This window comes from Clostridium sp., assembly GCF_036569345.1.
Classification (GTDB): Bacteria; Bacillota; Clostridia; order Clostridiales; family Clostridiaceae; genus Clostridium_AD.
In genome coordinates, this window is the sequence record NZ_DATCQT010000202.1 from 1 (window position 1) to 24,388 (window position 24,388).

At 31.6% G+C, this 24,388-nt stretch carries 20 protein-coding genes, 6 tRNA genes and 2 riboswitches; of the genes, 22 read left to right on the plus strand and 4 right to left on the minus strand.

Going from position 1 to position 24,388, the window contains the following annotated elements; all coding sequences use genetic code 11:
- Positions 1 to 56 precede the first annotated feature (56 nt).
- The 12 genes from VIM70_RS21180 to VIM70_RS21235 all read left to right on the plus strand — a co-directional run bounded on the left by VIM70_RS21180 (position 57) and on the right by VIM70_RS21235 (position 11,644).
- A tRNA-Tyr gene (locus VIM70_RS21180) sits at positions 57 to 141 on the plus strand.
- A 24-nt stretch (positions 142 to 165) separates the two neighbouring features.
- Positions 166 to 241: transfer RNA gene (locus VIM70_RS21185), tRNA-Val, on the plus strand.
- An 18-nt stretch (positions 242 to 259) separates the two neighbouring features.
- Positions 260 to 334, plus strand: a tRNA-Thr gene (locus tag VIM70_RS21190).
- Positions 335 to 339: 5 nt separating this feature from the next.
- Positions 340 to 424: transfer RNA gene (locus VIM70_RS21195), tRNA-Tyr, on the plus strand.
- A gap of 107 nt (positions 425 to 531) precedes the next feature.
- A riboswitch (SAM riboswitch) is annotated at positions 532 to 634 on the plus strand.
- A gap of 78 nt (positions 635 to 712) precedes the next feature.
- Positions 713 to 1,888, plus strand: coding sequence for a methionine adenosyltransferase (gene metK / locus VIM70_RS21200; protein ID WP_331947772.1), 1,176 nt, complete (start codon positions 713 to 715; stop codon positions 1,886 to 1,888).
- Positions 1,889 to 2,075: 187 nt separating this feature from the next.
- Entirely contained in the window at positions 2,076 to 4,307 is a 2,232-nt protein-coding gene (locus VIM70_RS21205) for an ATP-dependent RecD-like DNA helicase (protein ID WP_331947773.1), read from the plus strand.
- 45 nt (positions 4,308 to 4,352) lie between these two features.
- Positions 4,353 to 5,381, plus strand: a complete 1,029-nt coding sequence (locus VIM70_RS21210) for a hypothetical protein (RefSeq protein WP_331947774.1) — start codon at positions 4,353 to 4,355, stop codon at positions 5,379 to 5,381.
- Positions 5,354 to 6,034 (plus strand): ComF family protein, encoded by a 681-nt coding sequence (locus VIM70_RS21215; protein WP_331947775.1) that lies wholly within the window; start codon positions 5,354 to 5,356, stop codon positions 6,032 to 6,034. The genes VIM70_RS21210 and VIM70_RS21215 overlap by 28 nt, the downstream gene beginning before the upstream one ends.
- A 505-nt stretch (positions 6,035 to 6,539) precedes the next feature.
- Positions 6,540 to 7,070: a ribosome hibernation-promoting factor, HPF/YfiA family gene (hpf, locus tag VIM70_RS21220; RefSeq protein ID WP_331947776.1), complete on the plus strand. Its 531-nt coding sequence runs from the start codon at positions 6,540 to 6,542 to the stop codon at positions 7,068 to 7,070.
- A gap of 280 nt (positions 7,071 to 7,350) precedes the next feature.
- A complete protein-coding gene (secA, locus tag VIM70_RS21225; RefSeq protein ID WP_331947777.1) occupies positions 7,351 to 9,852 on the plus strand; it encodes a preprotein translocase subunit SecA in 2,502 nt (833 codons plus the stop codon).
- A gap of 94 nt (positions 9,853 to 9,946) precedes the next feature.
- A protein-coding gene (gene prfB / locus VIM70_RS21230; RefSeq protein ID WP_331947778.1) for a peptide chain release factor 2 occupies positions 9,947 to 11,054 on the plus strand; the annotation gives its coding sequence in 2 pieces (ribosomal slippage) (positions 9,947 to 10,024 and positions 10,026 to 11,054; 1,107 coding nt in all).
- A 68-nt stretch (positions 11,055 to 11,122) separates the two neighbouring features.
- Positions 11,123 to 11,644, plus strand: coding sequence for a DUF421 domain-containing protein (locus tag VIM70_RS21235; RefSeq protein ID WP_331947779.1), 522 nt, complete (start codon positions 11,123 to 11,125; stop codon positions 11,642 to 11,644).
- 45 nt (positions 11,645 to 11,689) lie between these two features.
- Here VIM70_RS21235 and VIM70_RS21240 read toward each other — a convergent pair whose 3' ends face one another.
- Entirely contained in the window at positions 11,690 to 13,036 is a 1,347-nt protein-coding gene (locus tag VIM70_RS21240; RefSeq protein ID WP_331947780.1) for a M28 family metallopeptidase, read from the minus strand.
- Positions 13,037 to 13,242: 206 nt separating this feature from the next.
- Between VIM70_RS21240 and VIM70_RS21245 the strand changes: the two genes are divergently transcribed.
- Positions 13,243 to 15,405 carry a Tex family protein gene (locus VIM70_RS21245; RefSeq protein ID WP_331947781.1) on the plus strand — a complete coding sequence of 721 codons (2,163 nt, stop codon included), beginning with the start codon at positions 13,243 to 13,245 and terminating at the stop codon, positions 15,403 to 15,405.
- 57 nt (positions 15,406 to 15,462) lie between these two features.
- Positions 15,463 to 15,641, plus strand: a riboswitch (FMN riboswitch).
- Between the two features lie 89 nt (positions 15,642 to 15,730).
- Positions 15,731 to 16,357 (plus strand): ECF transporter S component, encoded by a 627-nt coding sequence (locus VIM70_RS21250; protein ID WP_331947782.1) that lies wholly within the window; start codon positions 15,731 to 15,733, stop codon positions 16,355 to 16,357.
- Positions 16,358 to 16,444: 87 nt separating this feature from the next.
- Here the strand turns inward: VIM70_RS21250 and rimI are convergent, their stop codons facing one another.
- Genes rimI through tsaE form a run of 3 tightly spaced genes read right to left on the minus strand, consistent with a single transcriptional unit; the run spans position 16,445 to position 18,055 of the window.
- Entirely contained in the window at positions 16,445 to 16,894 is a 450-nt protein-coding gene (gene rimI / locus VIM70_RS21255; RefSeq protein ID WP_331947783.1) for a ribosomal protein S18-alanine N-acetyltransferase, read from the minus strand.
- On the minus strand, positions 16,887 to 17,600 hold the full coding sequence (gene tsaB / locus VIM70_RS21260; protein WP_331947784.1) for a tRNA (adenosine(37)-N6)-threonylcarbamoyltransferase complex dimerization subunit type 1 TsaB: 714 nt from the start codon (positions 17,598 to 17,600) through the stop codon (positions 16,887 to 16,889). The genes rimI and tsaB overlap by 8 nt, the downstream gene beginning before the upstream one ends.
- Positions 17,597 to 18,055, minus strand: a complete 459-nt coding sequence (gene tsaE, locus VIM70_RS21265) for a tRNA (adenosine(37)-N6)-threonylcarbamoyltransferase complex ATPase subunit type 1 TsaE (RefSeq protein ID WP_331947785.1) — start codon at positions 18,053 to 18,055, stop codon at positions 17,597 to 17,599. The genes tsaB and tsaE overlap by 4 nt, the downstream gene beginning before the upstream one ends.
- A gap of 185 nt (positions 18,056 to 18,240) precedes the next feature.
- Here tsaE and VIM70_RS21270 point away from each other — a divergent pair, with 185 nt between their 5' ends.
- The 8 genes from VIM70_RS21270 to VIM70_RS21305 all read left to right on the plus strand — a co-directional run bounded on the left by VIM70_RS21270 (position 18,241) and on the right by VIM70_RS21305 (position 24,363).
- Positions 18,241 to 18,861, plus strand: coding sequence for a CBS domain-containing protein (locus VIM70_RS21270; protein WP_331947786.1), 621 nt, complete (start codon positions 18,241 to 18,243; stop codon positions 18,859 to 18,861).
- 152 nt (positions 18,862 to 19,013) lie between these two features.
- Positions 19,014 to 19,089 (plus strand) — tRNA-Trp (locus VIM70_RS21275).
- Positions 19,090 to 19,113: 24 nt separating this feature from the next.
- Positions 19,114 to 19,189: transfer RNA gene (locus VIM70_RS21280), tRNA-Trp, on the plus strand.
- A gap of 111 nt (positions 19,190 to 19,300) precedes the next feature.
- On the plus strand, positions 19,301 to 20,281 hold the full coding sequence (locus VIM70_RS21285; RefSeq protein ID WP_331947787.1) for an NAD(P)/FAD-dependent oxidoreductase: 981 nt from the start codon (positions 19,301 to 19,303) through the stop codon (positions 20,279 to 20,281).
- A gap of 640 nt (positions 20,282 to 20,921) precedes the next feature.
- On the plus strand, positions 20,922 to 21,833 hold the full coding sequence (cysK, locus tag VIM70_RS21290) for a cysteine synthase A (RefSeq protein WP_331947788.1): 912 nt from the start codon (positions 20,922 to 20,924) through the stop codon (positions 21,831 to 21,833).
- Positions 21,834 to 22,015: 182 nt separating this feature from the next.
- Entirely contained in the window at positions 22,016 to 22,600 is a 585-nt protein-coding gene (gene epsC, locus VIM70_RS21295) for a serine O-acetyltransferase EpsC (protein WP_331947789.1), read from the plus strand.
- Positions 22,601 to 22,614: 14 nt separating this feature from the next.
- Positions 22,615 to 23,607, plus strand: coding sequence for a tRNA epoxyqueuosine(34) reductase QueG (gene queG, locus VIM70_RS21300; RefSeq protein WP_331947790.1), 993 nt, complete (start codon positions 22,615 to 22,617; stop codon positions 23,605 to 23,607).
- Positions 23,608 to 23,646: 39 nt separating this feature from the next.
- Positions 23,647 to 24,363, plus strand: a complete 717-nt coding sequence (locus VIM70_RS21305) for a lysophospholipid acyltransferase family protein (protein ID WP_331947791.1) — start codon at positions 23,647 to 23,649, stop codon at positions 24,361 to 24,363.
- The last annotated feature ends 25 nt before the right edge of the window (positions 24,364 to 24,388 follow it).

A 24,388-nucleotide genomic window follows, 5' to 3' on the forward strand; every position in this document is an offset into this window, starting at 1 on the left:
AGCTGACTTGTAATCAGCAGGTTGTAGGTTCAATTCCTATTGCCAGCTCCAAAAGTGGAGGAGTTCCCGAGTGGCCAAAGGGGGCAGACTGTAAATCTGTTACGTAATGTTTCGATGGTTCGAATCCGTCCTCCTCCACCAATCACATATTTTGACACAAGTTCTGGGAGCATAGCTCAGCTGGGAGAGCATCTGCCTTACAAGCAGAGGGTCACAGGTTCGAACCCTGTTGTTCCCACCATAATAGAATGAAATGCATGCTGGCATGGCTCAACGGTAGAGCAGCTGACTTGTAATCAGCAGGTTGTAGGTTCAATTCCTATTGCCAGCTCCATGTATGGAGGAGTTCCCGAGTGGCCAAAGGGGGCAGACTGTAAATCTGTTACGTAATGTTTCGATGGTTCGAATCCATCCTCCTCCACCAAAAGACATCTTTAGATGTCTTTTTTATTGACTTAATTTTAAAACATATATATTCTGTTGACACTACAAAATGCATGTGTTAATATAATTGAAACTTAATATTGATAACTCTTATCAAGAGAGGTGGAGGGAAAAAGGCCCTATGAAACCCGGCAACCGGTGCAAAACACCATGGTGCCAATTCCTGCAGTTATAATCTGCAAGATAAGGGAGATGGTTAAAACACCTCTTCTTATTTCGAAGAGGTGTTTTTTATATGAATTTATAAAAATTAGAAAGGAGAATTATAATGAAACGATTATTTACATCAGAATCAGTTACAGAAGGCCATCCAGATAAAATTTGTGACCAAATCTCAGATGCAGTACTTGATGCTATATTAGAACAAGATCCTTACGCTAGAGTTGCTTGTGAAACAGCTGTCACTACAGGGATGGTATTAGTTATGGGAGAGATAACAACTAGCTGTTATGTAGATGTTCCTAAGGTTGTTAGAGCTACAATTGAAGGTATAGGATATACAAGAGCAAAATATGGTTTTGATGCCAGCACATGTGCTGTAATTACATCTATTAATGAACAGTCTGCAGATATAGCCATGGGAGTTGATGAGGCATTAGAATCTAAGGCAGGTCAGCTTGCGAAGATAGATTCAATAGGTGCTGGAGATCAAGGAATGATGTTTGGGTTTGCCACAAATGAGACACCTGAGTACATGCCATTACCAATAGCTATGGCTCATAGACTTGCAAGAAAATTAAGCGAAGTAAGAAAAGATGGTACGTTAAAATACTTAAGACCAGATGGTAAAACTCAAGTTACTGTAGAGTATGAGGATAATAAACCAGTAAGAATAGATACTATTGTTATTTCAACTCAACATGGAAAAGAAGCAACACATGATCAAATTGAAAATGATTTAAAGGAATATGTAATAAAACCTATAGTGCCAAGCGGATTATTAGACGAAAACACAAAGTATTATATAAACCCTACAGGTAGATTTGTAATAGGAGGACCACAAGGAGACTCTGGTTTAACAGGAAGAAAAATAATAGTGGATACGTATGGTGGATATGGAAGACATGGCGGTGGATGTTTCTCAGGGAAAGATCCAACAAAAGTTGATAGATCTGCTGCATATGCTGCAAGGTGGGTTGCTAAAAATCTAGTAGCAGCAGGAGTTGCAGATAAATTAGAAATAGAACTTGCTTATGCTATAGGTGTAGCTAAACCAGTATCTATAGAAGTTGAAACTTTCGGAACTGGGAAAATATCTGATGATAAAATCGTTGAGATAGTTGAAAAAGTATTTGATTTAAGGCCAGCTGTTATTATAAGAGAACTAGATTTAAGAAGACCTATATACAAACAAGTAGCAGCTTATGGACATTTTGGAAGAACTGATTTAGATTTAACCTGGGAAAAACTAAATAAAGTAGATGAAATAAAAAAATATATATAATAAGGAAAATGGATAACAATTTAAATTGTTATCCATTTTTTCGTAAGTGATTATTTAATGAAATTTTGAATAAAGTTAAGATAGGGGTATACTTATGATGTGAGATGTAAAATAAATATGATATATTAATACTGTTATTATTTTTATTAGTATTAATATCTATAAATTTATAAATAGGAGAGATTTTATGCCAGAAATACAGGGAACAATCGAAGAAGTAGTATTTCATAATGAAGACAATGGTTATATAATTGCTCATTTAAATGACAATAAGGAAAAAATAACTGTGGTAGGCATAGTACCATACATAAGTGAAGGGCAGAATTTAAAATTATCGGGGGAATGGGTTACCCATCCACAATTTGGGAAGCAGTTTAGAATAACGTACTGTGAGGAAATAATACCGAGTTCTGTTGTAGGCATAGAAAAATATTTAGCTTCAGGAGTTATTCAAGGAATTGGACCAGTAACGGCTAAAAAGATTGTAAAACATTTTGGGGAAGACACTATGAATATTTTAGATAATGAAATCGAAAGATTAAAAGAAATTGATGGTGTAGGTCAGAAAAAAATTCAATTGATTTTTGAATCATATTCTAAACAAAGAGAAGTTAAAAACATAATGATATTTCTTCAAACTTATGGAGTAACACCTAATCAATGTGTTAAAATCTATAAAAAATATGGGGGAGAGTCTATAAAGGTAGTGCAAGAGAATCCTTATGTTTTAACTGAAACCATTGCTGGTGTAGGATTTAAAATTGCGGATAAGATAGCACGAAGTTTAGGCATTGACAAAGAATCACCTTTTAGAATACAAAGTGGAATTAATTATGTAGTTAATGAGTTTTGTGCTATGGGAAATACCTATATGCCACTTGAAAAATTATATAGGGAAGCTAAAAATATTCTTGGTGTTACAGATGATGAAATAGAGAAAAATATTTATGATAATGTATTACAAGGAAAATTAAAAGTTGAAGACATCGATGAAGAAAAATGTGTTTTCACTATGCCTTTTTATTATTGTGAATTAAGTATTACTAAAAAAATTATAACTTTATCTGTAGCAAAGTATGATGAAATAGAGATAGATGTAGAAGAAAAAATAAAAGATTTTGAAGAGGAAAAGAACATACAATTTGCCACGTCTCAAAAGGCTGCTATTTGTAATGCAGTAGGAAATAGTATCGAGGTTATTACTGGAGGCCCTGGTACTGGCAAAACTACTATAATCAACTGTATTACAGAGGTGTTTGAAGATGCAGGAATGAAAGTATACATGGCTGCACCTACAGGGCGCGCCGCTAAGAGAATGACAGAAGCTACCGGTCGCGAAGCAAAAACTATACATAGGTTGCTCGAGCTTGGAGTAGGCAATGAAGATGGGTCTGAGTTTTTTAAATCGGAGGAATCTCCATTAGATTGTGATGTGCTTATTGTTGATGAAGCTTCCATGATAGATATAATGCTTATGAACAATTTATTAAAAGCTATTAGCATAGGAACTAGACTTATAATTGTTGGTGATGTTGACCAATTGCCATCTGTAGGCCCGGGTAATGTACTAAGAGATATTATTGACAGTAATTGCGTTAAAGTAGTTAAACTCAAGGAAATTTTTAGGCAGGCTAGAGAAAGTATGATTATTGTGAATGCTCATAAAATTAATAACGGAGAGATGCCTGTTTTAAATAAAAAGGATAAAGATTTTTATTTTATAGAAAGAAATGAGCCAGAGAAGATCTTAGATAGTATAATTACTTTAATCAATACAAGGTTACCAAAGTTTAATAAAGAGTGGGATAAGATGAAACATATTCAAATACTCTCACCTATGAGAAAAGGGATATTGGGTATAGAAAACTTAAATCAAAGACTTCAGGAAGTCTTAAATCCTAAGTCTATTTATAAAAAAGAAAAAGATTATAGAAATACCATATTTAGAGTTGGCGATAAAGTTATGCAGATTAAAAACAATTATTCTATGAAGTGGCATAAAATGAGCGCAAAGGCTGAAGATGGAACTGGAATTTTTAATGGCGATGTAGGGTATGTTGAAGATATTGATGAAGATAATGAAAATGTAATTGTTATTTTTGATGATGATAAGCGTGTAGAATACGAAGGTATATTTCTAGAAGAACTAACACTTGCGTATGCTATTACAATACATAAAAGTCAAGGTAGTGAATTTGAAGTTGTAATTATGCCTATGTTTATGGGACCACCAATGTTAATGAATAGAAATTTACTTTATACAGGGATAACCAGAGCGAAGAATATGGTTGTTCTAGTAGGATCAATCAAAGCTATTAATTTTATGAAAGACAACAATAGAAGTTTTGAACGGTATTCTGCGTTGGGATTTAGAATAAGACAAATAGTAGATGAAAACATGAGCCTAGATGAGAATTAGCGCGATTAAATTATAACTAATTTATAACTATAAAGGAGATTTTACATGGTTTACTACTCAAAAATAAACCTTAGTAAGGGAAAAGATGAAATTAGCGAAGAAATTTCAAGAAATGCTATAAAAAACAAAAGAAGAATTGATGTTGTATCTGCGTTTTATAATTCTTCTGATATATTCTTAAAAACTATAATCTCATACGCAAATGATAAGAAAAACATACTTTATATAACTAATGAAGATGAACGTTATATTGATATTATGTACTACTTAAATAAACTTAGTAATTTAGGGCAATATGTATATTCCACTAAATCAAATTATAAGGATGAAGATGGTTATTTATATATATGTAGTCATGAAAATGCTTTGAAATTTCAAAAAAAATTTGATTTAGTTATATATAATGATATTAGAAGTTTTCCTAAATATAATAAAGAACAAATAAAAGAAATATTATTACAAGTGTGTAAAGAGGAAGGGACGGCTATATCGTACTCTGTGGAGAGTGTTTTAAATGAGAGTGACCCAATTATGTTTCCACTTGAAGACACTAATATTCCAATTATTGAACCCAGAATAATAACTACAAGAATAAATCTTAGTATGGACATACCTTTGGTAGTTTATGAATACCTAAATTGGTCAATCATATCTAATAGAAAGGTAATAATATTTACACCAGATGCGGAAAAAGCTACAGCTGTATTTGAGTATTTAAGTAATTTCAAAGAAAAGTTAAGCGAAAATATATTTCTATTTATTAAGGGTAAAAGTGATGATTATATTAAATTAAAATTTATGGATAAAGAAAGAGGGATAATAGTAACTAATGATTTTGATGGAAATTACATGCAAATTCCTTCTGTTGACGTTATAGTTTATTTTGCAGATAACAGCAAGTTTGATTATAAGCAACTATTCTGGTTATCAAGTAAGGTTGGAAGATATGAAAGTACCCATAGAGGAGAGGCTATATTTTTAGCTAATGTCCAAACCGTTCAAATGGATGAAGCTAAAGATATAGCTAGAAAATTTAATGAGAAAGCGTGGGAAAGAGGATTATTAAGTATATAAAAAATATATTCTATTGTTTGGTTGGACTTTTATATTCAGGGGATGAGTTATGCGTAATATGTGGTGGTTATAGTGGAGAAAATGAGCCACTATGCACTGTATGCTCAAATAAATTAAGGCGGTGTGAGGAAAGCTTTTATATTGGTCATCAGGAAGAAAAATATCTTGCTCGGTCAGTTTTTTATTATTCAAATATAGTAAAAGAATTAATAATTAGGCTTAAATATAAGAGCGATTTTATATGCGGAGAAATTTTAGCTAAGTATATGTTAGAAGTTGTTGAAAATAATGACTTACAGTTCGACTTAATTTCATATGTACCTATGACTAAAAAGGGTTTAAAAAGCAGAGGGTATAACCAAAGTGAGTATTTGGCAAATTACTTATCTAGATTTTTAGATATTCCTGTATTCAGAAGCTTAATTAAAACTGAGGATACTAAGGATCAGATAGGTCTAAATGGCGAACAAAGATGGATCAATATGAAAAAATGTTTTGAAATTCAAAAGAATAAGAATATTCTAAGTAAAAATGTTTTACTAGTTGATGATGTTATAACTACTGGGGCTACAGCATTCCATTGTGCACAAAAATTAAAAGAAAATGGAGCGGATAACATTTATATCTTGACTATAGCTAAAAGTAATGTATAATATTATTGTAGTAAGTTAGGTTTGTGGTTGAAAGTCGATGCCAGTCGCAGGCGAAACGATCCACGTAAGTTAAACAAAGTTTAGTGAGCATGGTGCGGCTTAGAGGTTAGTCCTGCCGTTTTAACGGGCGAGAGTGTTAGTAGTGAGAAGGTAATTCTGGGTAGCAAAAGCTCCAGCAGGCGAGTGTGGGGTCAAAGACCAGGTCAAATGATTTACTACGGCACTAACAGTGCGGTATAGCAGTCTTTTATTAGACTGCTATTTACTTTTTTGGTATTAAATTAGCCACTTAGTCACAAAGTACTAACATAATATAAATTATGCTATAAGTATAACAATGAGTTATTTTGGATTGATATATGGAATATAATTTAAAACACTAAATATTATGTAAATTCTGATTTTTCTTGTTGCTATTTAGTGTTAAAAGTACTATGATTAATACATCAAACATAATGCAATTTTTAAAAAAGCATTATGCGAATATTAGGAAGGGGCTGGACGTATGAACGTTAAAGTAATAGGAAAAAACATAGAGATAACAGAGGCCTTGAAAAATATTATAGAAAAAAAAGTATCTAAATTAGAGAAATATTTTAATCCAGATGTTGAAGCTCAAGCAACTTTGAGTGTTCAAAAAAATAGACATAAAATAGAAATCACAATTCCTTTCAACGGAGTTATTTTAAGAGCAGAAGAGCAAAACGAAGATATGTATATGTCTATAGATATTGTTGCTGACAAATTAGAAAGACAAATTAGAAAACATAAAACAAGATTAGAAAAGAAAAATCATGGAACTTCCCTTAAATTTCAGGGTATACCACAATATAATTTTACTGAAGAAGATGCAGAGCCTAAGATAGTAAAGACAAAGAAGTTTGCAATCAAACCAATGTCTAAAGAGGAAGCAGTGCTTCAAATGGAATTAGTTGGTCATAGCTTTTTCGTATATATGAGAGATGACGGTTCAGAAGTAAATGTAGTATATAAAAGAAAAGATGGAGATTATGGCTTGATAGAACCAGAATTTTAAAATTTAATTAATTTTAAAGGATTAAAGTAAATGTTTTTACTTTAATCCTTTTTAAATTTTTTACAGTATATTAGGAAATCTTTTGTAATAAAAGTAAAATTCATTAGATTATATAAGTTGAATAGCAATAAATTAAGTGGTATAATTTAAAAGTATATATTTAGAAAGTATTTAAAAAATTTGGAAAGTATTAAAATTGGATTTAAAAATATTAAAATAGGATTTAAAAGTATTAAAATAAATTTAAAAAGTATTAAAATGAATAGTGAGGATGAAAAATATGAAATTTTTTAGCAAGTTATTTGGTAGTTACAGCGATAGAGAAATAAAAAGAATAATTACAACTGTAGATAAAATAGAAGCATTGGATTCAAAAATGACTAGTTTAAGTGATGAAGAACTTAAAGCAAAAACAGAAGAATTTAAGAGCAGATTAGGCAAAGGGGAGACTTTAGAAGATATATTACCTGAAGCATTTGCGGTAGTTAGAGAAGCTTCTTGGAGAGTTCTTAAAATGAAACATTTTAGAGTGCAATTAATTGGAGGCATAGTACTTCACCAAGGAAGAATAACAGAAATGAAAACTGGTGAAGGAAAGACACTAGTTGCTACATTACCATCGTACCTTAATGCGTTAACCGGAAAAGGTGTCCATGTAATTACAGTTAATGATTATCTTGCAAAAAGAGATCGTGATGAGATGGGAAGAATACATGAATTTCTAGGTGTTTCTGTAGGCGTAATTATTCATGATATAGATCAAACTCAAAGGAAAGATGCCTATAATTCTGATATTACATACGGAACAAACAATGAATTTGGATTTGATTATTTAAGGGATAATATGGTTGTTTATAAAGAAGAAGCAGTTCAAAGGAAATTAAACTTTGTAATTGTGGATGAGGTTGACTCAATATTAATAGATGAGGCTAGGACACCACTTATAATATCTGGAGAAGGAGAAAAATCTACAGATTTTTATAAAGTAGCAGATAATTTCGCCAAAGGTTTAGTAAAGGAAGCAGATTACACTATAGATGAAAAAGCTAGTGCAGTTATACTAACAGAAGATGGTATGGACAAAGCGGAAAAATATTTCCACTTAGAAAATTATGCTGATGCATCAAATATGGGAGTACAGCACCATGTAGTTCAAGCTCTAAAAGCAAACTTTATCATGAGAAAAGATAAAGACTATATGGAGAAAGATGGAGAGGTTATCATCGTAGATGAATTTACTGGAAGACTTATGGAAGGTAGAAGGTATAGTGATGGACTTCATCAGGCTATTGAAGCAAAAGAGGGAGTAAAAATTGAAAAAGAGTCAAAAACTCTCGCAACTATTACATTCCAAAACTATTTTAGAATGTATGAGAAGATAGCAGGCATGACGGGTACTGCACTTACAGAAGAAAATGAATTTAGAGAAATATATGGACTGGATGTAATAGTAATACCCACTAATATGCCGTTAACAAGACTTGATAATGCAGATTTAGTTTTTAAAACCGTTAAAGGGAAATATAAAGCTATAATAGATGAAATAGTTGAAACTTATAATAATAAACAACCTGTACTTGTAGGTACTGTCAGTATAGAAAAATCAGAATTATTATCTGAGATGCTTAAAAGACGTGGAATTCCTCATCAAGTACTTAATGCTAAGTATCATGAGCGAGAAGCAGATATAGTATCACATGCAGGGTCACTTGGTATGGTTACAATAGCAACTAATATGGCGGGCCGTGGTACTGATATTAAGCTTGAAGAAGGCGTTGTTGAAGCTGGAGGATTAAAGATAATTGGAACTGAAAGGCATGAATCTAGACGTATAGATAATCAACTTAGAGGTCGTGCCGGTCGTCAGGGTGATGTGGGAAGCACAAGATTTTATATATCACTTGAGGATGATCTAATGAGAATATTTGGTTCGGAAAGACTCCAAGGGGTTGTTGGAAAATTAGGTTTAACTGATGAGGACGCTATTGAAAGTAAAATGGTAAGTGGTGCCATAGAAAGTGCTCAAAAGAAAGTAGAAGGAAATAATTTCGATATAAGAAAAAATGTTGTTCAATATGATGATGTAATGAATCAGCAAAGAGAAATAATTTATAAACAAAGGACTGAGGTTCTTCAAGGAGATAATATAAAAGATCAAATTGAAGAGATGATAAAAGATGTTATTTTTGATGCAGTTGATTCACATATTACTGGCGATGAGGAAACTTTTGATGAAGAACTAATAAAACTTGTTGATTATCTTGAAGAGATATATCTTCCAAAAGATATGATTTCCGTAGAAGAGCTTTCTAAATCAGCTAATGATGAAATTAAAGATAAGTTTCTTGAAATAGCTAAAAATATATATGGACAGAAAGAAGAAGACTTTGGCGAGGAACAAATGAGAGAAGTCGAAAGAGTTATTCTTTTGAGGGTAGTAGATAGTAAATGGATGGATCATATTGATGATATGGAACATTTAAAACAAGGTATTGGACTTAGAGCTTATAAGCAACAGGATCCAACACAAGCCTACCAAATGGAAGGTAGCGATATGTTTGCTGAAATGATTGGGAACATTAAAATAGAAGCTGTTAAATATTTATTCCACGTTCAAATAGAAAAAGCACCGGAAAGAGAAATGGTTGCGAAAATTACATCAACAAATCATGATGATTCTATTAAAAAAGAGCCAAATAAAAAAGAAGCTAAACCAGGAAGAAATGATGAATGTTCTTGTGGTTCCGGGAAAAAATATAAAAACTGCTGCGGCAGAGGATAGCTTGAACTTATGATATTAAAATACAAGTTGTAAAAGGGGCGAGCAATAATTTATTGCTCACCCTTTTATAAGTATAATGAGAGAGGTGTTTTATTTGATAATACTAATTGAAGAAGTATTAAGTGACTTAAATGTATTAAAAGGTAACGTAGAAGAAATCCGGGTGTCTCTTTGACGTAACAACACTAGAAAAACAATTAAAAGAATTTGAGTTTAAAATGCAGGAGACCGACTTTTGGGAAGATACAAAAGAGGCACAAAAAATTACTCAAAAAGCTAAAGGAATTAAAGATAGAATTGATAGATTTAATCTAGTAAATAGTAAGATAGAAGATTTAGAAATGCTTATTGAATTAAGTCAAGATGAAGAAGACGATTCGTCTATAGCAGAAATAAAAACAGAACTTGAGGATTTAGCGCGTGATACTGATAGGTTTAGAATAGAGATTTTATTATCTGGAAAATATGATATAAATAATGCTATTTTGACACTTCACACTGGGGCAGGTGGAAGCGACGCTCAGGATTGGACAGAAATGCTTTATAGAATGTACTCAAGATGGTGTGAAAAAAAGGGATATAAGGTGGTCGTTCTAGATTATCAACCATCAGATGAGGCAGGTATTAAAGCAGTTACATTAAAAATAACTGGTGAGTATGCATATGGGTATTTAATGGCCGAAAAGGGAGTTCATAGGTTAGTGAGAATTTCTCCTTTTAATGCAAATGGAAAGAGGCAAACTTCTTTTGCTTCTTGTGAAGTACTTCCTGAGCTTACTGAGGAGCAAGATATTGATATAAAACCTGATGACCTTAGAATAGACACTTATAGGTCTGGAGGAGCTGGAGGTCAACATGTAAACAAAACTGACTCAGCCATAAGAATTACTCACATACCTACTGGTATTGTAGTTCAGTGTCAAAATGAGCGAAGCCAGCATAGTAATAAACAAACTGCAATGAAGATGCTTATGGCAAAGCTTTTAGACTTGAAGGAAAGGGCTAAAAAGGATAGAATTGAAGACCTAACCGGTGATTTAAAAGAAAATGGTTGGGGAAGTCAAATTAGATCTTATGTATTTCATCCATATAATTTGGTTAAGGATCATAGGACTAATACAGAAACCGGAAATGTAGATTCAGTTATGGATGGGAATATTGATATTTTTATTGAAGAGTATTTAAGGCAGATAAATAAATAAAATTTAATCCAATACAAGATCAGAAGTTGGTAACTAGGTTGCCAACTTTTATTAAACAGGGGTGAATTATGATAACGATAGCATTTCCATATTTGAAAATTATTTTAAGTTCTGTAAGTGTATATATTTTTATAGTAGTTGCTATAAGATTATTTGGAAAAAACGAATTAGCTCAATTATCTGTAATTGACTTAGTCTTTATTTTACTTATAAGTAATGCGGTTCAGAATGCAATGGTGGGTACGGATTCAACATTAGGGGGGGGACTAGCAGCAGCAACTTCATTATTTGCTGTTAATTATTTGTTTAAACGGATAATGTATCGCTTTCCTAAAGTGAATAAGTTAATACAAGGAGAAGCATTACTCTTAATATATGATGGTAAAATTAATATGAAAAACATTATTAAAGCTAAAATATCAATGGAAGAAATCATGGAGGTAATTAGAGAACATGGAGTAGCTAAGGTGGAAGAGGTAGATTTAGCGGTATTAGAAGTGGATGGAAATATAAGTGTAATGTCACGTGGATTTGAACATAAAACTACAAAGAAGAAAAAAGCACACAAGGGAATTATAAAGAATATTTAGGAATCGTTTCACCGTTTAAAAATATGAAACGATTTTTATTAATGTTTAAATAGAAGTTTTTTTGATAATCTTCCTATAAAGCAAAGAAAATATCACGCTTCCAATTATAGAAATTAAAAAATATTCTTTGTAATATATAATAATAAAGCTATCCTTAAAAGTATTTTTAACTATCTCCTTAGATGCTACGTCATAACATCTTTCTATAGAAGCTAAACTTATATTATCATAGGTATCACTAGGTGTGTGTATTCGCGACATATCATTGTCACAAAAGGTTATAGCATCAATATTTTGAGTCCTAAAGCCTTCGTGGTCGCTAGCATCTTCAAAAAGATAATTAAAAAGTATTTTTTCTGCCACGCAAGTAGTTGTAACTGCTTTAATGAAAGGCGTTTTGTCGGTGTCTTTTTTTCCGCCCATGATGTATAGTGGAACAGCGTTATTACTTCCAATCATGTCGAAATTGTATACTTTGCTCTTCAATATATCCTTTTTATATTCCTTGATGAATTGATTTGAACCTAAACACCCAAATTCTTCTGCGTTAAATCCTAAGAAAAGAATACTACGGGAGGGTTTACCAAGTGAAGTTAAATACTTACTCATTTCCAACATAAAAGAAAGACCAGACGCATTATCTAGAGCACCATTGTATATAGTATCATTCAAATCCGTACCAAGGTGGTCGAAATGTGCAGAAACAATTATAGGATCAAGAGATGAATTCGAGCCTTCTAAGTAGCCCATAACGTTGTTTATACTGGTTTCTGAGACTTCATATGGGATAAAACAATCAACTGTGTTATCTTTAGCTAATAAATCTTTAAGAGCCCCATAGGTTTCTTTAGTAATCATAATATACATATTATATTTGGAATCATGTATGAAAGAGCTTCTAAAGGATAAATCATTACCATTTGGAACAAATAATATAAAGGAGCCATCACTTGTAGTTACTTTAAGATAGGTTTCGTTTATTGAAACATTATTTTTGCTAAATGTTAAATGATTAGTTTTGAAGTTTAGCATATCTTCTTTAAAATCCTTACTATAGACAAAATCTTTTACCGTATTACCATTACTATCCAATACCTTTAAATATGGACTATTTTTAATCTTTTTAGGATATTGTACTTTAAAACTTTGAAACTCTTTACCTTTATAAGGTTCTAATCCATTATTTTTAAATTCAGTGTTAATGTATTGAGCAATTTCTGCATTTTCTAAAGTGCCAGGTAATCTGCCTTTAAACTGGTCTGAAGAGATATATTTTATGTTTTGGTATACATTTGTAGGATTGAATCCATATAGGGTATAATACATATGTGCGCTATAAAATAATAATAAAAGACAAAATGCTAAAAAACAAGAACATATTAATTTCTTCATAGATTTCTCCTAAAAATTTCTATATTCTATATAGATATGAGGATATAATTCGTGGTATGATTAAATGTGTTAATTTTACTCTATTAAATTTAAGATATAAAATATAAATTACGTGAGGAGGATTGGCTATTAAGCATATAAAAATATATAGAATAACATAATTTATTCTAACTATTCGCATATGAAGAATAAATAGTCAAAAAAATATGGAAAATATAAACAACAGATTAATTAAAGAATTTGCAATAACAATGAATCAGGCAGAAAGTGTAATCGAGTTATTGGATGAAGGTAATACAGTCCCTTTTATTGCCAGATATAGAAAAGAGAGAACTGGGGGACTTGATGATATAATACTTAGAAATTTCACAGAGAGACTTATATATCTTAGAAATTTAGAAGAAAGAAAAGCTGATGTAGTACGTCTTATTGGTGAACAAGAAAAGCTAACAGAGGAAATTGAAAGATCCGTAAATAAATGTGAAACGTTAACAGAGATAGAAGATATATATAGACCATTTAAACCTAAGAAAAGAACGAGAGCTATTATTGCAATAGAAAAGGGATTAAAACCTCTTGCAGAGATTATTTTTAGTGGTGAACTTAAAGAGGACATAAAAAAGTATGTTCAAAAATTCATAAGCGAAGAAAACGGAGTAAATAATGAAGACGATGCACTTCAAGGTGCTGGGGATATTATTAGTGAAATGATCTCAGACCAAGCTGATTATAGAAAATGGATTAGGACATTAGTACATAATCAAGGAAGTGTAGAAACTAAAGGGAGTTCAGAGGACACTACCCCATTTGAAATGTATTATGAGTATAAAGAAGGCATTAAATCTATTCCACCGCATAGGATTCTTGCTATAAATAGAGGTGAGAATAGCAAGATACTTTCTGTAAAAATTAAGGCTGATAATGATAAGATTACCCAGTACTTAAGAACTAAATGTTTAAAAGGAAATAGTGAAACTGATAAGTATATAGAGCTCAGCATAATTGATTCTGTAAAAAGACTTATATTTCCATCAATTGAGAGAGAAATACGTTCTGAACTTACAGAAAAGGGTGAAATAGGAGCTATTGAAATATTTAAAGCTAATTTAAAAGCTCTTCTAATGCAGTCCCCTATAAAGGGAAAGGTAGTTCTTGGATTTGATCCTGGATTTAGAACTGGGTGCAAAATAGCGGTACTTGACGATACTGGCAAGGTTTTAGATATGGCCACAGTATATGCTACTGCGGGAAGTAAAGACGGTGTTCAAAAATCTATAGCTATTATTAAAGAACTTGTAATTAAGCATAATGTAGAAGTAGTATCATTAGGTAATGGAACTGCTAGTCGTGAGTCTGAAGAAATACTCGCGCAAATCATCAAAGAGCTTAAAGAAGAATGTTCAAAAGATTTGTACTACGTTATAGTTTCAGAAGCAGGCGCATCAGTATATTCTGCCTCAGAACTTGCCTCTAAAGAATATCCAGATATAGATGTATCTATTCGCGGAGCTATATCTATAGGTCGAAGACTCCAAGATCCACTAGTGGAGCTTGTTAAAATAGATCCTAAAGCTATTGGAGTTGGGCAATACCAACATGACGTGACACCTAAAAAGCTTGATGAATCTTTAAAAGGAGTAGTTGAGGATTGCGTTAATGCTGTTGGAGTAGATCTTAATATTGCAACACCATCGCTTCTAACTTATATATCGGGGATAAATGCTGCTATAGCAACGAATATAGTCGCCTATAGAGAAGAGAATGGTAAATTCAAGGCTAGAAAAGAATTGTTAAAGGTTAAAAGACTCGGAGCAAAGGCTTATGAGCAATGTGCAGGCTTTTTAAGAGTTATGGAGTCAAAAGAATTTTTAGATAACACTTCAATTCATCCGGAGTCATATGCTGTTGCTAAAAAATTATTGGATTTCCTAAACTATACAAAAGATGATCTTAAATCCTTAAATTTTAGGGACATGGATGAGAGGATAAAAGATATTAATTTTAATGAGCTCGCATTAGAATTAGAAACAGGTGCACCTACTCTTAGAGATATTATTAAAGAAATTAAAAAGCCAGGTAGAGATCCAAGAGAGGAATTACCAAAACCAATATTAAAGACAGGTGTTGTTCAAATGAAGGATCTTAAACCTGGTATGAAACTTATGGGTACAGTTAGAAATGTATCTGATTTTGGTGCTTTTGTTGATATTGGAGTTCATCAGGATGGGTTAGTGCACATAAGCCAGTTATCAGATAAATTTGTAAAACATCCATTGGATGTGGTTAGTGTTGGAGATATAGTAGAGGTTAGCGTGTTAGAAGTTGATGAGAAAAGAAAAAGAATATCTTTATCTATGAAAAATCAATAATTAATATGTTGCTTTTTTTGTAAGTTATGTATATAATTAAATTATAAAAATAAATTTAATAATCTTCAGGGCGGGGCGAAATTCCCCACCGGCGGTAAAGCCCGCGAGCCGTAAGGCTGATTCGGTTTAACGACATTTTGGAAGGCGTTTTTCCTTCCGAAGTCGTTAACACAGCATCTTTAGATGCTGATTAGATTCCGAAGCCGACAGTAAAGTCTGGATGAAAGAAGATGTGATATATATTAATTCGCCCTGACATAGTTATATGTCAGGGTTTTTATTATATCCATCCCGAGAAGATATATTTAATTAGGGGGAACTAATAATGAGAGACGAAAAACTTGTTAGACTTATCAAAATTTCACTTTTATCTGTAATAGCTTTTCTTTTAATGTACTTAGAAGTACCATTACCAATATTTCCTGAATTTCTAAAGATTGATATTAGTGATTTACCAGCACTTCTAGGGGCTTTTGCATTGGGACCAATAGCGGGAGTAGGTATTGAACTATTTAAGAATATATTACACGGATTGTTAGCAACAAAAACAGCATTCGTAGGAGAACTTGCAAACTTTCTAGTAGGAGGAGTTTTAGTATTCATATCCGGATATATATATAAAGCTCGAAAAAGCAAGGGTGGAGCTGTTGTTGGGTTGTTGATAGGAGTAATTTGTATGTCAATTTTTGCAGCAATATTAAATTATTTTTTAATATTACCTTTGTATGAGACAGTATTAGGATTCCCAATTAAAGCAGTTATAGGAATGGGAACAGCATTAAATCATAATATTAAGGATTTAAATTCTTTCGTTGTTTGGATGATTATTCCATTTAATCTTCTTAAAGGAGTTGTAATATCAGTATTGACTTTAGCTTTATACAAAAGAGTTTCACCTATACTTCATAAAAAAAATATACAGAGCAAAAATAAAATTGGACAAAAAATATAAGTACAAACATTAAAAAAGATTAGAAATTTTTAAGCGGGTACCTGGTTTACAGGTACCCGCTTATTTTTTAGTGCTTTTAAAATGTATCTATAAGTTTCGATTCCACATAATTACTGCATCCTCTTTGTTATCTTCATAATAATGGCGCCTTACGCCTTCCTTTTCAAAGCCGTACTTTTTATATAAATTTATGGCTTTGAAATTCGAACTTCTAACCTCTAAGGTTATTGCTGTAACTTTTTGCTTTCGACAGATCCTAAATAATGCTTCCACGATAATATCTCCACCGCCTTGGCCACGAGCCTCTGGGTGAATTGCAACATTAGTGATATGGGCTTCATCTAAAATTACCCACATACCACCATACCCTATTATAGAATTTCCACTCTTTAACACAACATATCTTGCAAACTTATTATCTAGTTCACTTTCGAGAGATTCGAGGCTCCAAGAAATAGCAAAACTTAATTCACTAATATTGAGTATAGGCAAAATAGAGAATTTATCCATTGGAAAAATTTTAAAATCATTATTCATTTTTAAGTAGCCTCATCTTTTCATCGTACTCACGCTGAGCTTGAGGAAGTCGTAGGTAAATAGGCACAGATGCATATATATCATCCACTATTCCATTAGATAAAAGCTTAAGCCCTAATTCTCCAAGAGAAGAAGCCTTTGCAATATTCAAATGCGCTGGAGCAAAACGAACCATAGGTAAATTTGATATAAGTTTTTCTTTGAATTTTTCAGTTCCATCTCCTACAAAGGAAATACAACAATCCTTATCTTTAAGCAAAGTTACTAATTCATCTATTGAAATATTAACATAATCGCTAATACGCGTAAGCTCGTCATTATTAAATGTATATAAGGCCGTATAAACATTATCCCTTAAAGCATCTAATATAGGACAGATAACTCCACCAGTATATGCTAGGTTATATGCTAGCGAATCTAAGGTAGATACAGTTACAAAAGGCTTTCCAGTGCCTTGGCTTAAGCCTTTAATGGTAGCCATACCTATTCTAAGCCCTGTAAAGGAACCGGGTCCCTTAGAGGCTACAAATGCGTCAATTTCACTAATGTTTAATCCTGTATTTTTAAACAATTCATCTATTATAGGCATAAGTACTACAGAATGCTGCTTTTTATAATTAAATGTTATTTCACCAAGTACTTTGTTATCGTCAAGAATAGCACAAGTTGCGGCCTGCGTAGCAGAGTCTATACTTAAAATTTTCATAGTTTTATCTCCTTTATGTAATCATATCTATTATCTGAATAACTAATATTAATTTTTCTATAATCTTCTCCAAGTTCAAGATTTTTTCCTATTTCGATGGTTAAATTAGTTTCCGGAATAAGATCCTTAATATAATTAGCCCATTCTATAACACTTACCCCATCACTAAATATATATTCATCAAAACCTATTGCTGCTATCTCGTCAGGGTCATTTACCCTGTAGACATCAAAATGATATAATTTTAATCTGCCTGTATATTCATTTACAATTGTAAATGTAGGGCTTGTAATATGGTCCTTAATATCTAAGCCTTTTGCAATTCCTTTTGTTAAATGAGTTTTGCCAGTGCCTAAATCACCAATTAAGCAAATGATGTCCCCTGAATTTACAAGGGCACCTAATAGTTCTCCTAATTTGTATGTTTCATCTACGGTAGTTACTATAAATTCCATAAGTTTCACCTCACTAAATATTTTATCCTAAAACATAAAAAAAGAAAAGGAAATCTAGGAGATTACCCATATTAAATAAATTTATTTTTGTAAATATTGTATTATTTATTTTATTAAAATTTATTAAACTTAAATTACAATATAATGTATAATAAGTAATATACCCATATAAGGAGGGGAAAATAATGTTTGTTAATAATTTGACACTATTAGAAGAAAATTTAATTACGGTAACACCAAAAGAGACAATAGGTAAAGCTCTAGAAATTATGAATGAAAACAATTTTCTATCAATTCCAGTGGTTGAAGATACTAAATTCTATGGAGCAATTTCAAAAGAAAAAATTTATGCTTACTATTATGATAAATGCATTGAAAAAAAATGTTTGTTATCTGATTTTTTAGTTGAAAACGTAATGAGAACTGATGTGCCTGTTATTGACCCAATGCAACAAATAGAAGAAGCTGTACAGTTTTTAGAAACAAGGAGAGTTGCATTTGTTGCTGTTGTGAATAGCGATGGTAAGTTTAAGGGCATAGTAACACATAATGCTATATTCCATCAATTTACTGAATTATTTGGGGTTAATCAAGGAATAAGATTAGCAGTTATAGCTTATGATATTCAAGGCCAGATTTCTAAGCTTACAAAAGTAATAACTGAAAATAAAGGTGATATAATTAGTTTTGTAGTTATTGATCCTAAAAGTCTTACTAAAGTAAAAGAAATTATTTTAAGACTTAAAACTACCAATTTTGAGGGCATTGTTGCAAAGGTAAAAGCTGCAGGGTTTAATGTCGAATAAGCCTTAACAGTAAAATAAACATTAACAGTAAAATAAACATTAAGAAATGTGGGAGGGGATCACGTAATTTTACTTCTACGTTTCTTAATGAGTTAAAATATAAAAAAATCTTGCATTTTATTAAACCACATGATACAATACAAATGTATTTTAGGGGTATAGCTCAGTTGGTAGAGTAGTGGTCTCCAAAACCATTGGTTGTAGGTTCGAGCCCTACTACCCCTGCCATTTTTACATTTTAAAAGTTAATAGAGGGGTATGGCTCAATTGGTAGAGTAGTGGTCTCCAAAACCATTGGTTGTAGGTTCGAGTCCTACTACCCCTGCCAAATAAAACCTGTGAAATTAATTTCACAGGTTTTTACGTGTATTTATTAAATATAATATTAGGCGTCTTAAAAAAATGGAATCAAAGGTGCCTTGCAACTGGAGGGTATGGAATGCAGCGATACGATATAGTAGTAATTGGCGGAGGACCAGCAGGCCTTTCAGCTGCTATCTCAGCTAAGGAACTCTACAATGGTAGCGTTTTAATTTTAGAAAGAGAAAATCAGTTAGGTGGAACAATAAATCAGTGTATTCATAATGGATTTGGAATAAACATTTTTAATGAAGACTTAACAGGTCCAGAATTTGTACAGAAATTTATAGATAAAGTTAATGAACTAGATATTTCATATAAATTGAATACTACTGTTTTAAATTTAAATGGTAATAAAGAAATTAACGCGATGAATGAATTAGGTGGAATTTTTAAAATTTCAGCTAAAGCTATAATAATTGCCACAGGGTGTAGAGAGAGACCAAGAGGATTTTCAAATTTGCCTGGAAGTAGATGTGCAGGCATTTACACTGTAGGGTGTGCACAAAAATTTATAAATATAGAAGGATATATGCCAGGGAAGGAAATAGTTATATTAGGTACAGGGGATGTTGCTTTAATAGTTGCAAGAAGACTAGCAATTGAAGGAGCTAATGTTAAAGCCGTTGTTGAAAGTAAAGATTTTATTGATGCATCAGATAAAAAACTGGCCGAATCGCTTATTGATTTTAATATACCATTAAGAATAAAGCATAAGATAATTAATATTCAAGGGAAAAATAGGATTGAAGGAATTACTTTAGTAAAACTCAATGATAAAAACGAAATTATTGAAAGTAGTAAGGAATATATTACTTGTGATGCATTACTTTTATCTGTAGACTTGTATCCTGACAATGAACTCGCAAAACAGGCAAAAATACTAGTTAATTCATCTACAGGGAGAATTGAATTAAATGAAAATTCACAAACTAACATAAATGGAGTTTTTGCTTGTGGGAGTGTAACTCATGGGTATGGCTTTCTTGAAAATGTGGTAAAAAACAACTACAATATAGGTAAGTGTACATCACAATATATAAAGAATTCCAATCTTTAGAACATTTGAGTAATATGTTTACGAAATGCTATGTGAACTAGCCTTTTCGTAAATATGTTACTTTTTTTATTTTTTTTAAAAACAGATTTCGGAAATAATATCCAAAGAAACAAATAAAATACTATTGACATATTTTAAGTTTAAGAATATAATATAATAAAAGTAATTCATAGTGAAATACTAGGAAATAATAAAAAATACTAAGAAAAAGGAAAGTAATATAAGAAGAATTTACAGAGAGAGAATCTAAAGTTGAGAAGATTCTTATAGGAAACTTATATGAAGTGCCCTTTGGAGTTATGCACCGAATTAGGTTTATGAAAATAAATAATAACTTATTATTTGCTTTTATTTGCCACAGGTAGGCTGCATCGGGTTTCACCCGTTATAGTGATAGAGCATAGTGTGCTTGAAAAAGTGGATTTACAATTACTTTAGTGATTGTAACTTAGAGTGGGACCACGAAGTAAAACTTCGTCTCTAATAACAGAGGGAGTTTTTTTTGTACCCAAAAACTTGTGAAATAACACACTAATAATTATAAATGTTTTACTTTTTCATTTTAGAAAGTCGTACAAATGTAAAAATATTGAGAGATATGAATGTGAATTACTTATTTTAAAATTGGAGGGATATTATTATGATGTATAACAATGTTTTAGATATGATAGGAGGAACACCAGTCCTCAAATTAAGTAAATTAGTTAGTGGTGATATGGCTGATATTTTTGTGAAACTAGAAAAATACAACCCAGCTGGAAGCATAAAAGATAGAGCGGCACTTGGAATGATAGAAAAAGCTGAGGAATTAGGGGTACTAAAAGAAGGATTTACTGTAGTTGAACCAACCAGCGGAAATATGGGAATAGCACTCGCTATGATTGGAAGAATTAAAGGGTATGAGGTAATTATTGTAATGCCAGACAGCATGAGTGTTGAAAGACGAAATTTGATCAAGGCATATGGAGCACAACTTGTTCTTACTGATGGTTCAAAAGGTATGAAGGGTGCTATAAATAAAGCTAAGGAAATAGCAGAGGGAAAACCAAATTATTTCATACCACAACAATTTGTTAATGTAGCTAATCCAGAAAAACATTACGCTACTACTGCAGAGGAAATTATTAGTGACGTAAAAGACGTAGATGTTTTTGTAGCAGGAGTAGGTACTGGTGGAACAATTACTGGTGTAGGTAAAAGATTAAAAGAAATTAGACAAGAGATTAAAGTGGTTGCAGTTGAACCAGCGAAATCTCCAGTTTTATCAGGAGGAGAACCTGGTCCACATAAAATACAAGGAATAGGAGCAGGTTTCACACCAGATATATATGATAGTAGTGTAGTTGATGAAATTATAAAGATAACTGATGAAGAGGCTTTTGATATAGCAAAAAGAATGGCTAAAGAGGAAGGAATACTCGTAGGAATTTCAACAGGAGCTAATATTGCAGCAGCTATACAAGTTGCTAAAAAATTAGGCAAGGGCAAAAAAGTTGTTACCGTTGCACCTGATGGTGGAGAAAAGTATATTTCAATGGGTATATATGACTAGATTTATAGTTAAAACATTTATTTCTAATCTATAGATAAATAAGGCACATGAAAATTTACTAACATACTGACTTTTTATTTATTTAAATGTGCCAAGTGTGAGAGTTTTGAATATCCAAATTTATATATAATAACACGGATTTGGGTATTCACAAACTATAATTCTATAGGAGGAATTATAATATGTTTAAAATATTAAAATATGAAATTAACAATATATTAGAAAAAGATCCAGCAGCTAAGAATTGGGTAGAAGTAGTATTATTATATCCATGTATTCACGCTGTTATGATATACAGAATAGCTCATTTTTTGTATAATCATAAAAGATTTTTTATTGCTAGATCTATATCTCAGACAGCTAGGTTTTTTACTGGAATAGAAATTCATCCAGGAGCTAAAATTGGGAAAGGATTATTTATAGATCATGGAACAGGAGTAGTTATCGGAGAGACTACAGAGATTGGTGACAACGTGACATTGTATCAAGGGGTTACGCTAGGTGGAACAGGTAAGGATATAGGGAAAAGGCATCCTACTTTAGGTAATGGTGTGGTAGTAGGTGCGGGTGCAAAAATTTTGGGACCGATTAATATAGGTGCTGGAAGCAAAGTTGGTGCAAATGCGGTAGTTTTAAAAGATGTAATGCCAAGGGCAACTGCAGTAGGTATACCTGCTAGAGTAATTTTTGTAAATGATCTCACAATAATAGAAATTAAGGATTATGCGGGTAATACTAAAAGAATATATAATGAAATGGTAATATAAAAGGGAATTATAAAATGAATACTAAGAAAAAAATAATAGAATTTTGCAAAAAAAATGGACTTGATGTTATAGGATTTAGCGAGTGTAGGATATTTCATGAGCTAAGTCCTTATTTCAATGAAAGAAAAAAACTTGGATTAGAAAATGAATTTGAGGAGAACGATGTAGATGCGAGAATAAATCCGTTTTTATATATGTCAGAGGGAAAAACTATAATTTCAATTGCATTTCCATATTTATATAATTTAGATTTCAATGAGAATACGTATTTTTCAAAATATACCCTAGGAAAAGATTATCACATTGTTACAAAAGAGTATATGGAAAAAATCTGTGAATTTCTTCGCGGCATGGGCTCAAAAGCTATATGTTTCGTGGATAGCAATGCACTTCCAGAGAGGTATATTGCGCAGCATGCTGGAGTGGGGTTCATAGGTAAAAATAACACTTTGATAACAGAAAAATATGGCTCATATGTTTTTTTAGGAGAAATAATAACAGATTTAATAATAGAACCTGATAAGCCAATTGATCAAAAATGTGGTAATTGTGAAGTGTGTTTAGAAGCATGTCCTACAAATTCCATAAGACGTGGCGAAGTAGGAGTGAATAATGATGCCAATATATGTTTATCATATATAACTCAGAAAAAAGATATCGAGGATTATTGGTTTGAAAAATTAAATGGTAGATTATTTGGGTGTGATACTTGTCAGAGGGTCTGTCCGTGCAATGAAGAAATTAAATTTAGTTCTATTGAAGAATTTAGACCTTATGAATACATGGAAAAAATTAACTTGGAACAATTGATAAATATTGATAATAAGTTATTTAAGGATAAATACAAAATAACTTCTTGTGGATGGAGAGGTAAAAATATTCTTAGAAGGAATGTTATTATTAATGCAATTTTCATTAAAAGAGCTAAGATTATAACTATATGTAAGGATACATCACCTTATATAAGTGACTATTATTATAGACTTTTAAAGGTTTTCAAATTATAATAACCTTATAAGTTATTTTTTATGAAAGGTGGAATTCAGATGATTTCGAAAGTATTATTAAGGGTAATAGACATAATGCCAGATAAAGTTGTATCATTTATAGCAAATAAATTATTAGATTCATATATTAATAAATATGCAAACATTAAAACTACTGGAATGGAGAAAATTAAAGATATAAAATCTCCTATAATTTTCATATGTAACCATTTAAGTAATGCAGATGGTATAGTTTTGAATAGGCTATTAAAAGACAACAATGTAACTTTTGTTGCTGGTGTAAAGCTAACAGATAATAGACTTACTAAACTTGGGTTTCATGTAGCGAAAACTATACAATTAAAACCTAATTCAGCAGATAAGGAAGCTATATCTAAAATTGTTAACACGTTAAAGCAAGGAAATAATATTATGATTTTCCCAGAAGGCACTAGAAGCAGAAATGGACAAATGGGAGAGGGCAAGAGAGGTCTTATATTAATGGCTAAATTGTCAAAGGCAAGAATTGTTCCAATGGGAATATGGGGAACAGAAAAGCTATTACCAATTAATAGTGATATGGCTTTAGAAAGATTTCATTATGCAGATGTAAATATTAGTATTGGTGATCCTATTATGCTTCAAAGTAAAAATGAAGATGAAGATAAAAACGAATATTATGATAGGGTTATGAATGAGATAATGTCAAATATAGCTGTTATGCTTCCAAAGCAGTATAGGGGAGTATATTCTACTGAAAATAAGAGCAAACTCTAATAATATAAAAAAAAGGTTGGAGGTA

Bases quoted from the DNA above. Each gene is read 5' to 3' on its own strand.
- metK (WP_331947772.1), top strand. From the start codon at position 713: ATGAAACGATTATTTACATCAGAATCAGTTACAGAAGGCCATCCAGAT.
- VIM70_RS21205 (WP_331947773.1), top strand. From the start codon at position 2,076: ATGCCAGAAATACAGGGAACAATCGAAGAAGTAGTATTTCATAATGAA.
- VIM70_RS21210 (WP_331947774.1), top strand. From the start codon at position 4,353: ATGGTTTACTACTCAAAAATAAACCTTAGTAAGGGAAAAGATGAAATT.
- hpf (WP_331947776.1), top strand. From the start codon at position 6,540: ATGAACGTTAAAGTAATAGGAAAAAACATAGAGATAACAGAGGCCTTG.
- secA (WP_331947777.1), top strand. From the start codon at position 7,351: ATGAAATTTTTTAGCAAGTTATTTGGTAGTTACAGCGATAGAGAAATA.
- VIM70_RS21235 (WP_331947779.1), top strand. From the start codon at position 11,123: ATGATAACGATAGCATTTCCATATTTGAAAATTATTTTAAGTTCTGTA.
- VIM70_RS21240 (WP_331947780.1), bottom strand. From the start codon at position 13,036: ATGAAGAAATTAATATGTTCTTGTTTTTTAGCATTTTGTCTTTTATTA.
- VIM70_RS21245 (WP_331947781.1), top strand. From the start codon at position 13,243: ATGGAAAATATAAACAACAGATTAATTAAAGAATTTGCAATAACAATG.
- VIM70_RS21250 (WP_331947782.1), top strand. From the start codon at position 15,731: ATGAGAGACGAAAAACTTGTTAGACTTATCAAAATTTCACTTTTATCT.
- rimI (WP_331947783.1), bottom strand. From the start codon at position 16,894: ATGAATAATGATTTTAAAATTTTTCCAATGGATAAATTCTCTATTTTG.
- tsaB (WP_331947784.1), bottom strand. From the start codon at position 17,600: ATGAAAATTTTAAGTATAGACTCTGCTACGCAGGCCGCAACTTGTGCT.
- tsaE (WP_331947785.1), bottom strand. From the start codon at position 18,055: ATGGAATTTATAGTAACTACCGTAGATGAAACATACAAATTAGGAGAA.
- VIM70_RS21270 (WP_331947786.1), top strand. From the start codon at position 18,241: ATGTTTGTTAATAATTTGACACTATTAGAAGAAAATTTAATTACGGTA.
- VIM70_RS21285 (WP_331947787.1), top strand. From the start codon at position 19,301: ATGCAGCGATACGATATAGTAGTAATTGGCGGAGGACCAGCAGGCCTT.
- cysK (WP_331947788.1), top strand. From the start codon at position 20,922: ATGATGTATAACAATGTTTTAGATATGATAGGAGGAACACCAGTCCTC.
- epsC (WP_331947789.1), top strand. From the start codon at position 22,016: ATGTTTAAAATATTAAAATATGAAATTAACAATATATTAGAAAAAGAT.
- queG (WP_331947790.1), top strand. From the start codon at position 22,615: ATGAATACTAAGAAAAAAATAATAGAATTTTGCAAAAAAAATGGACTT.
- VIM70_RS21305 (WP_331947791.1), top strand. From the start codon at position 23,647: ATGATTTCGAAAGTATTATTAAGGGTAATAGACATAATGCCAGATAAA.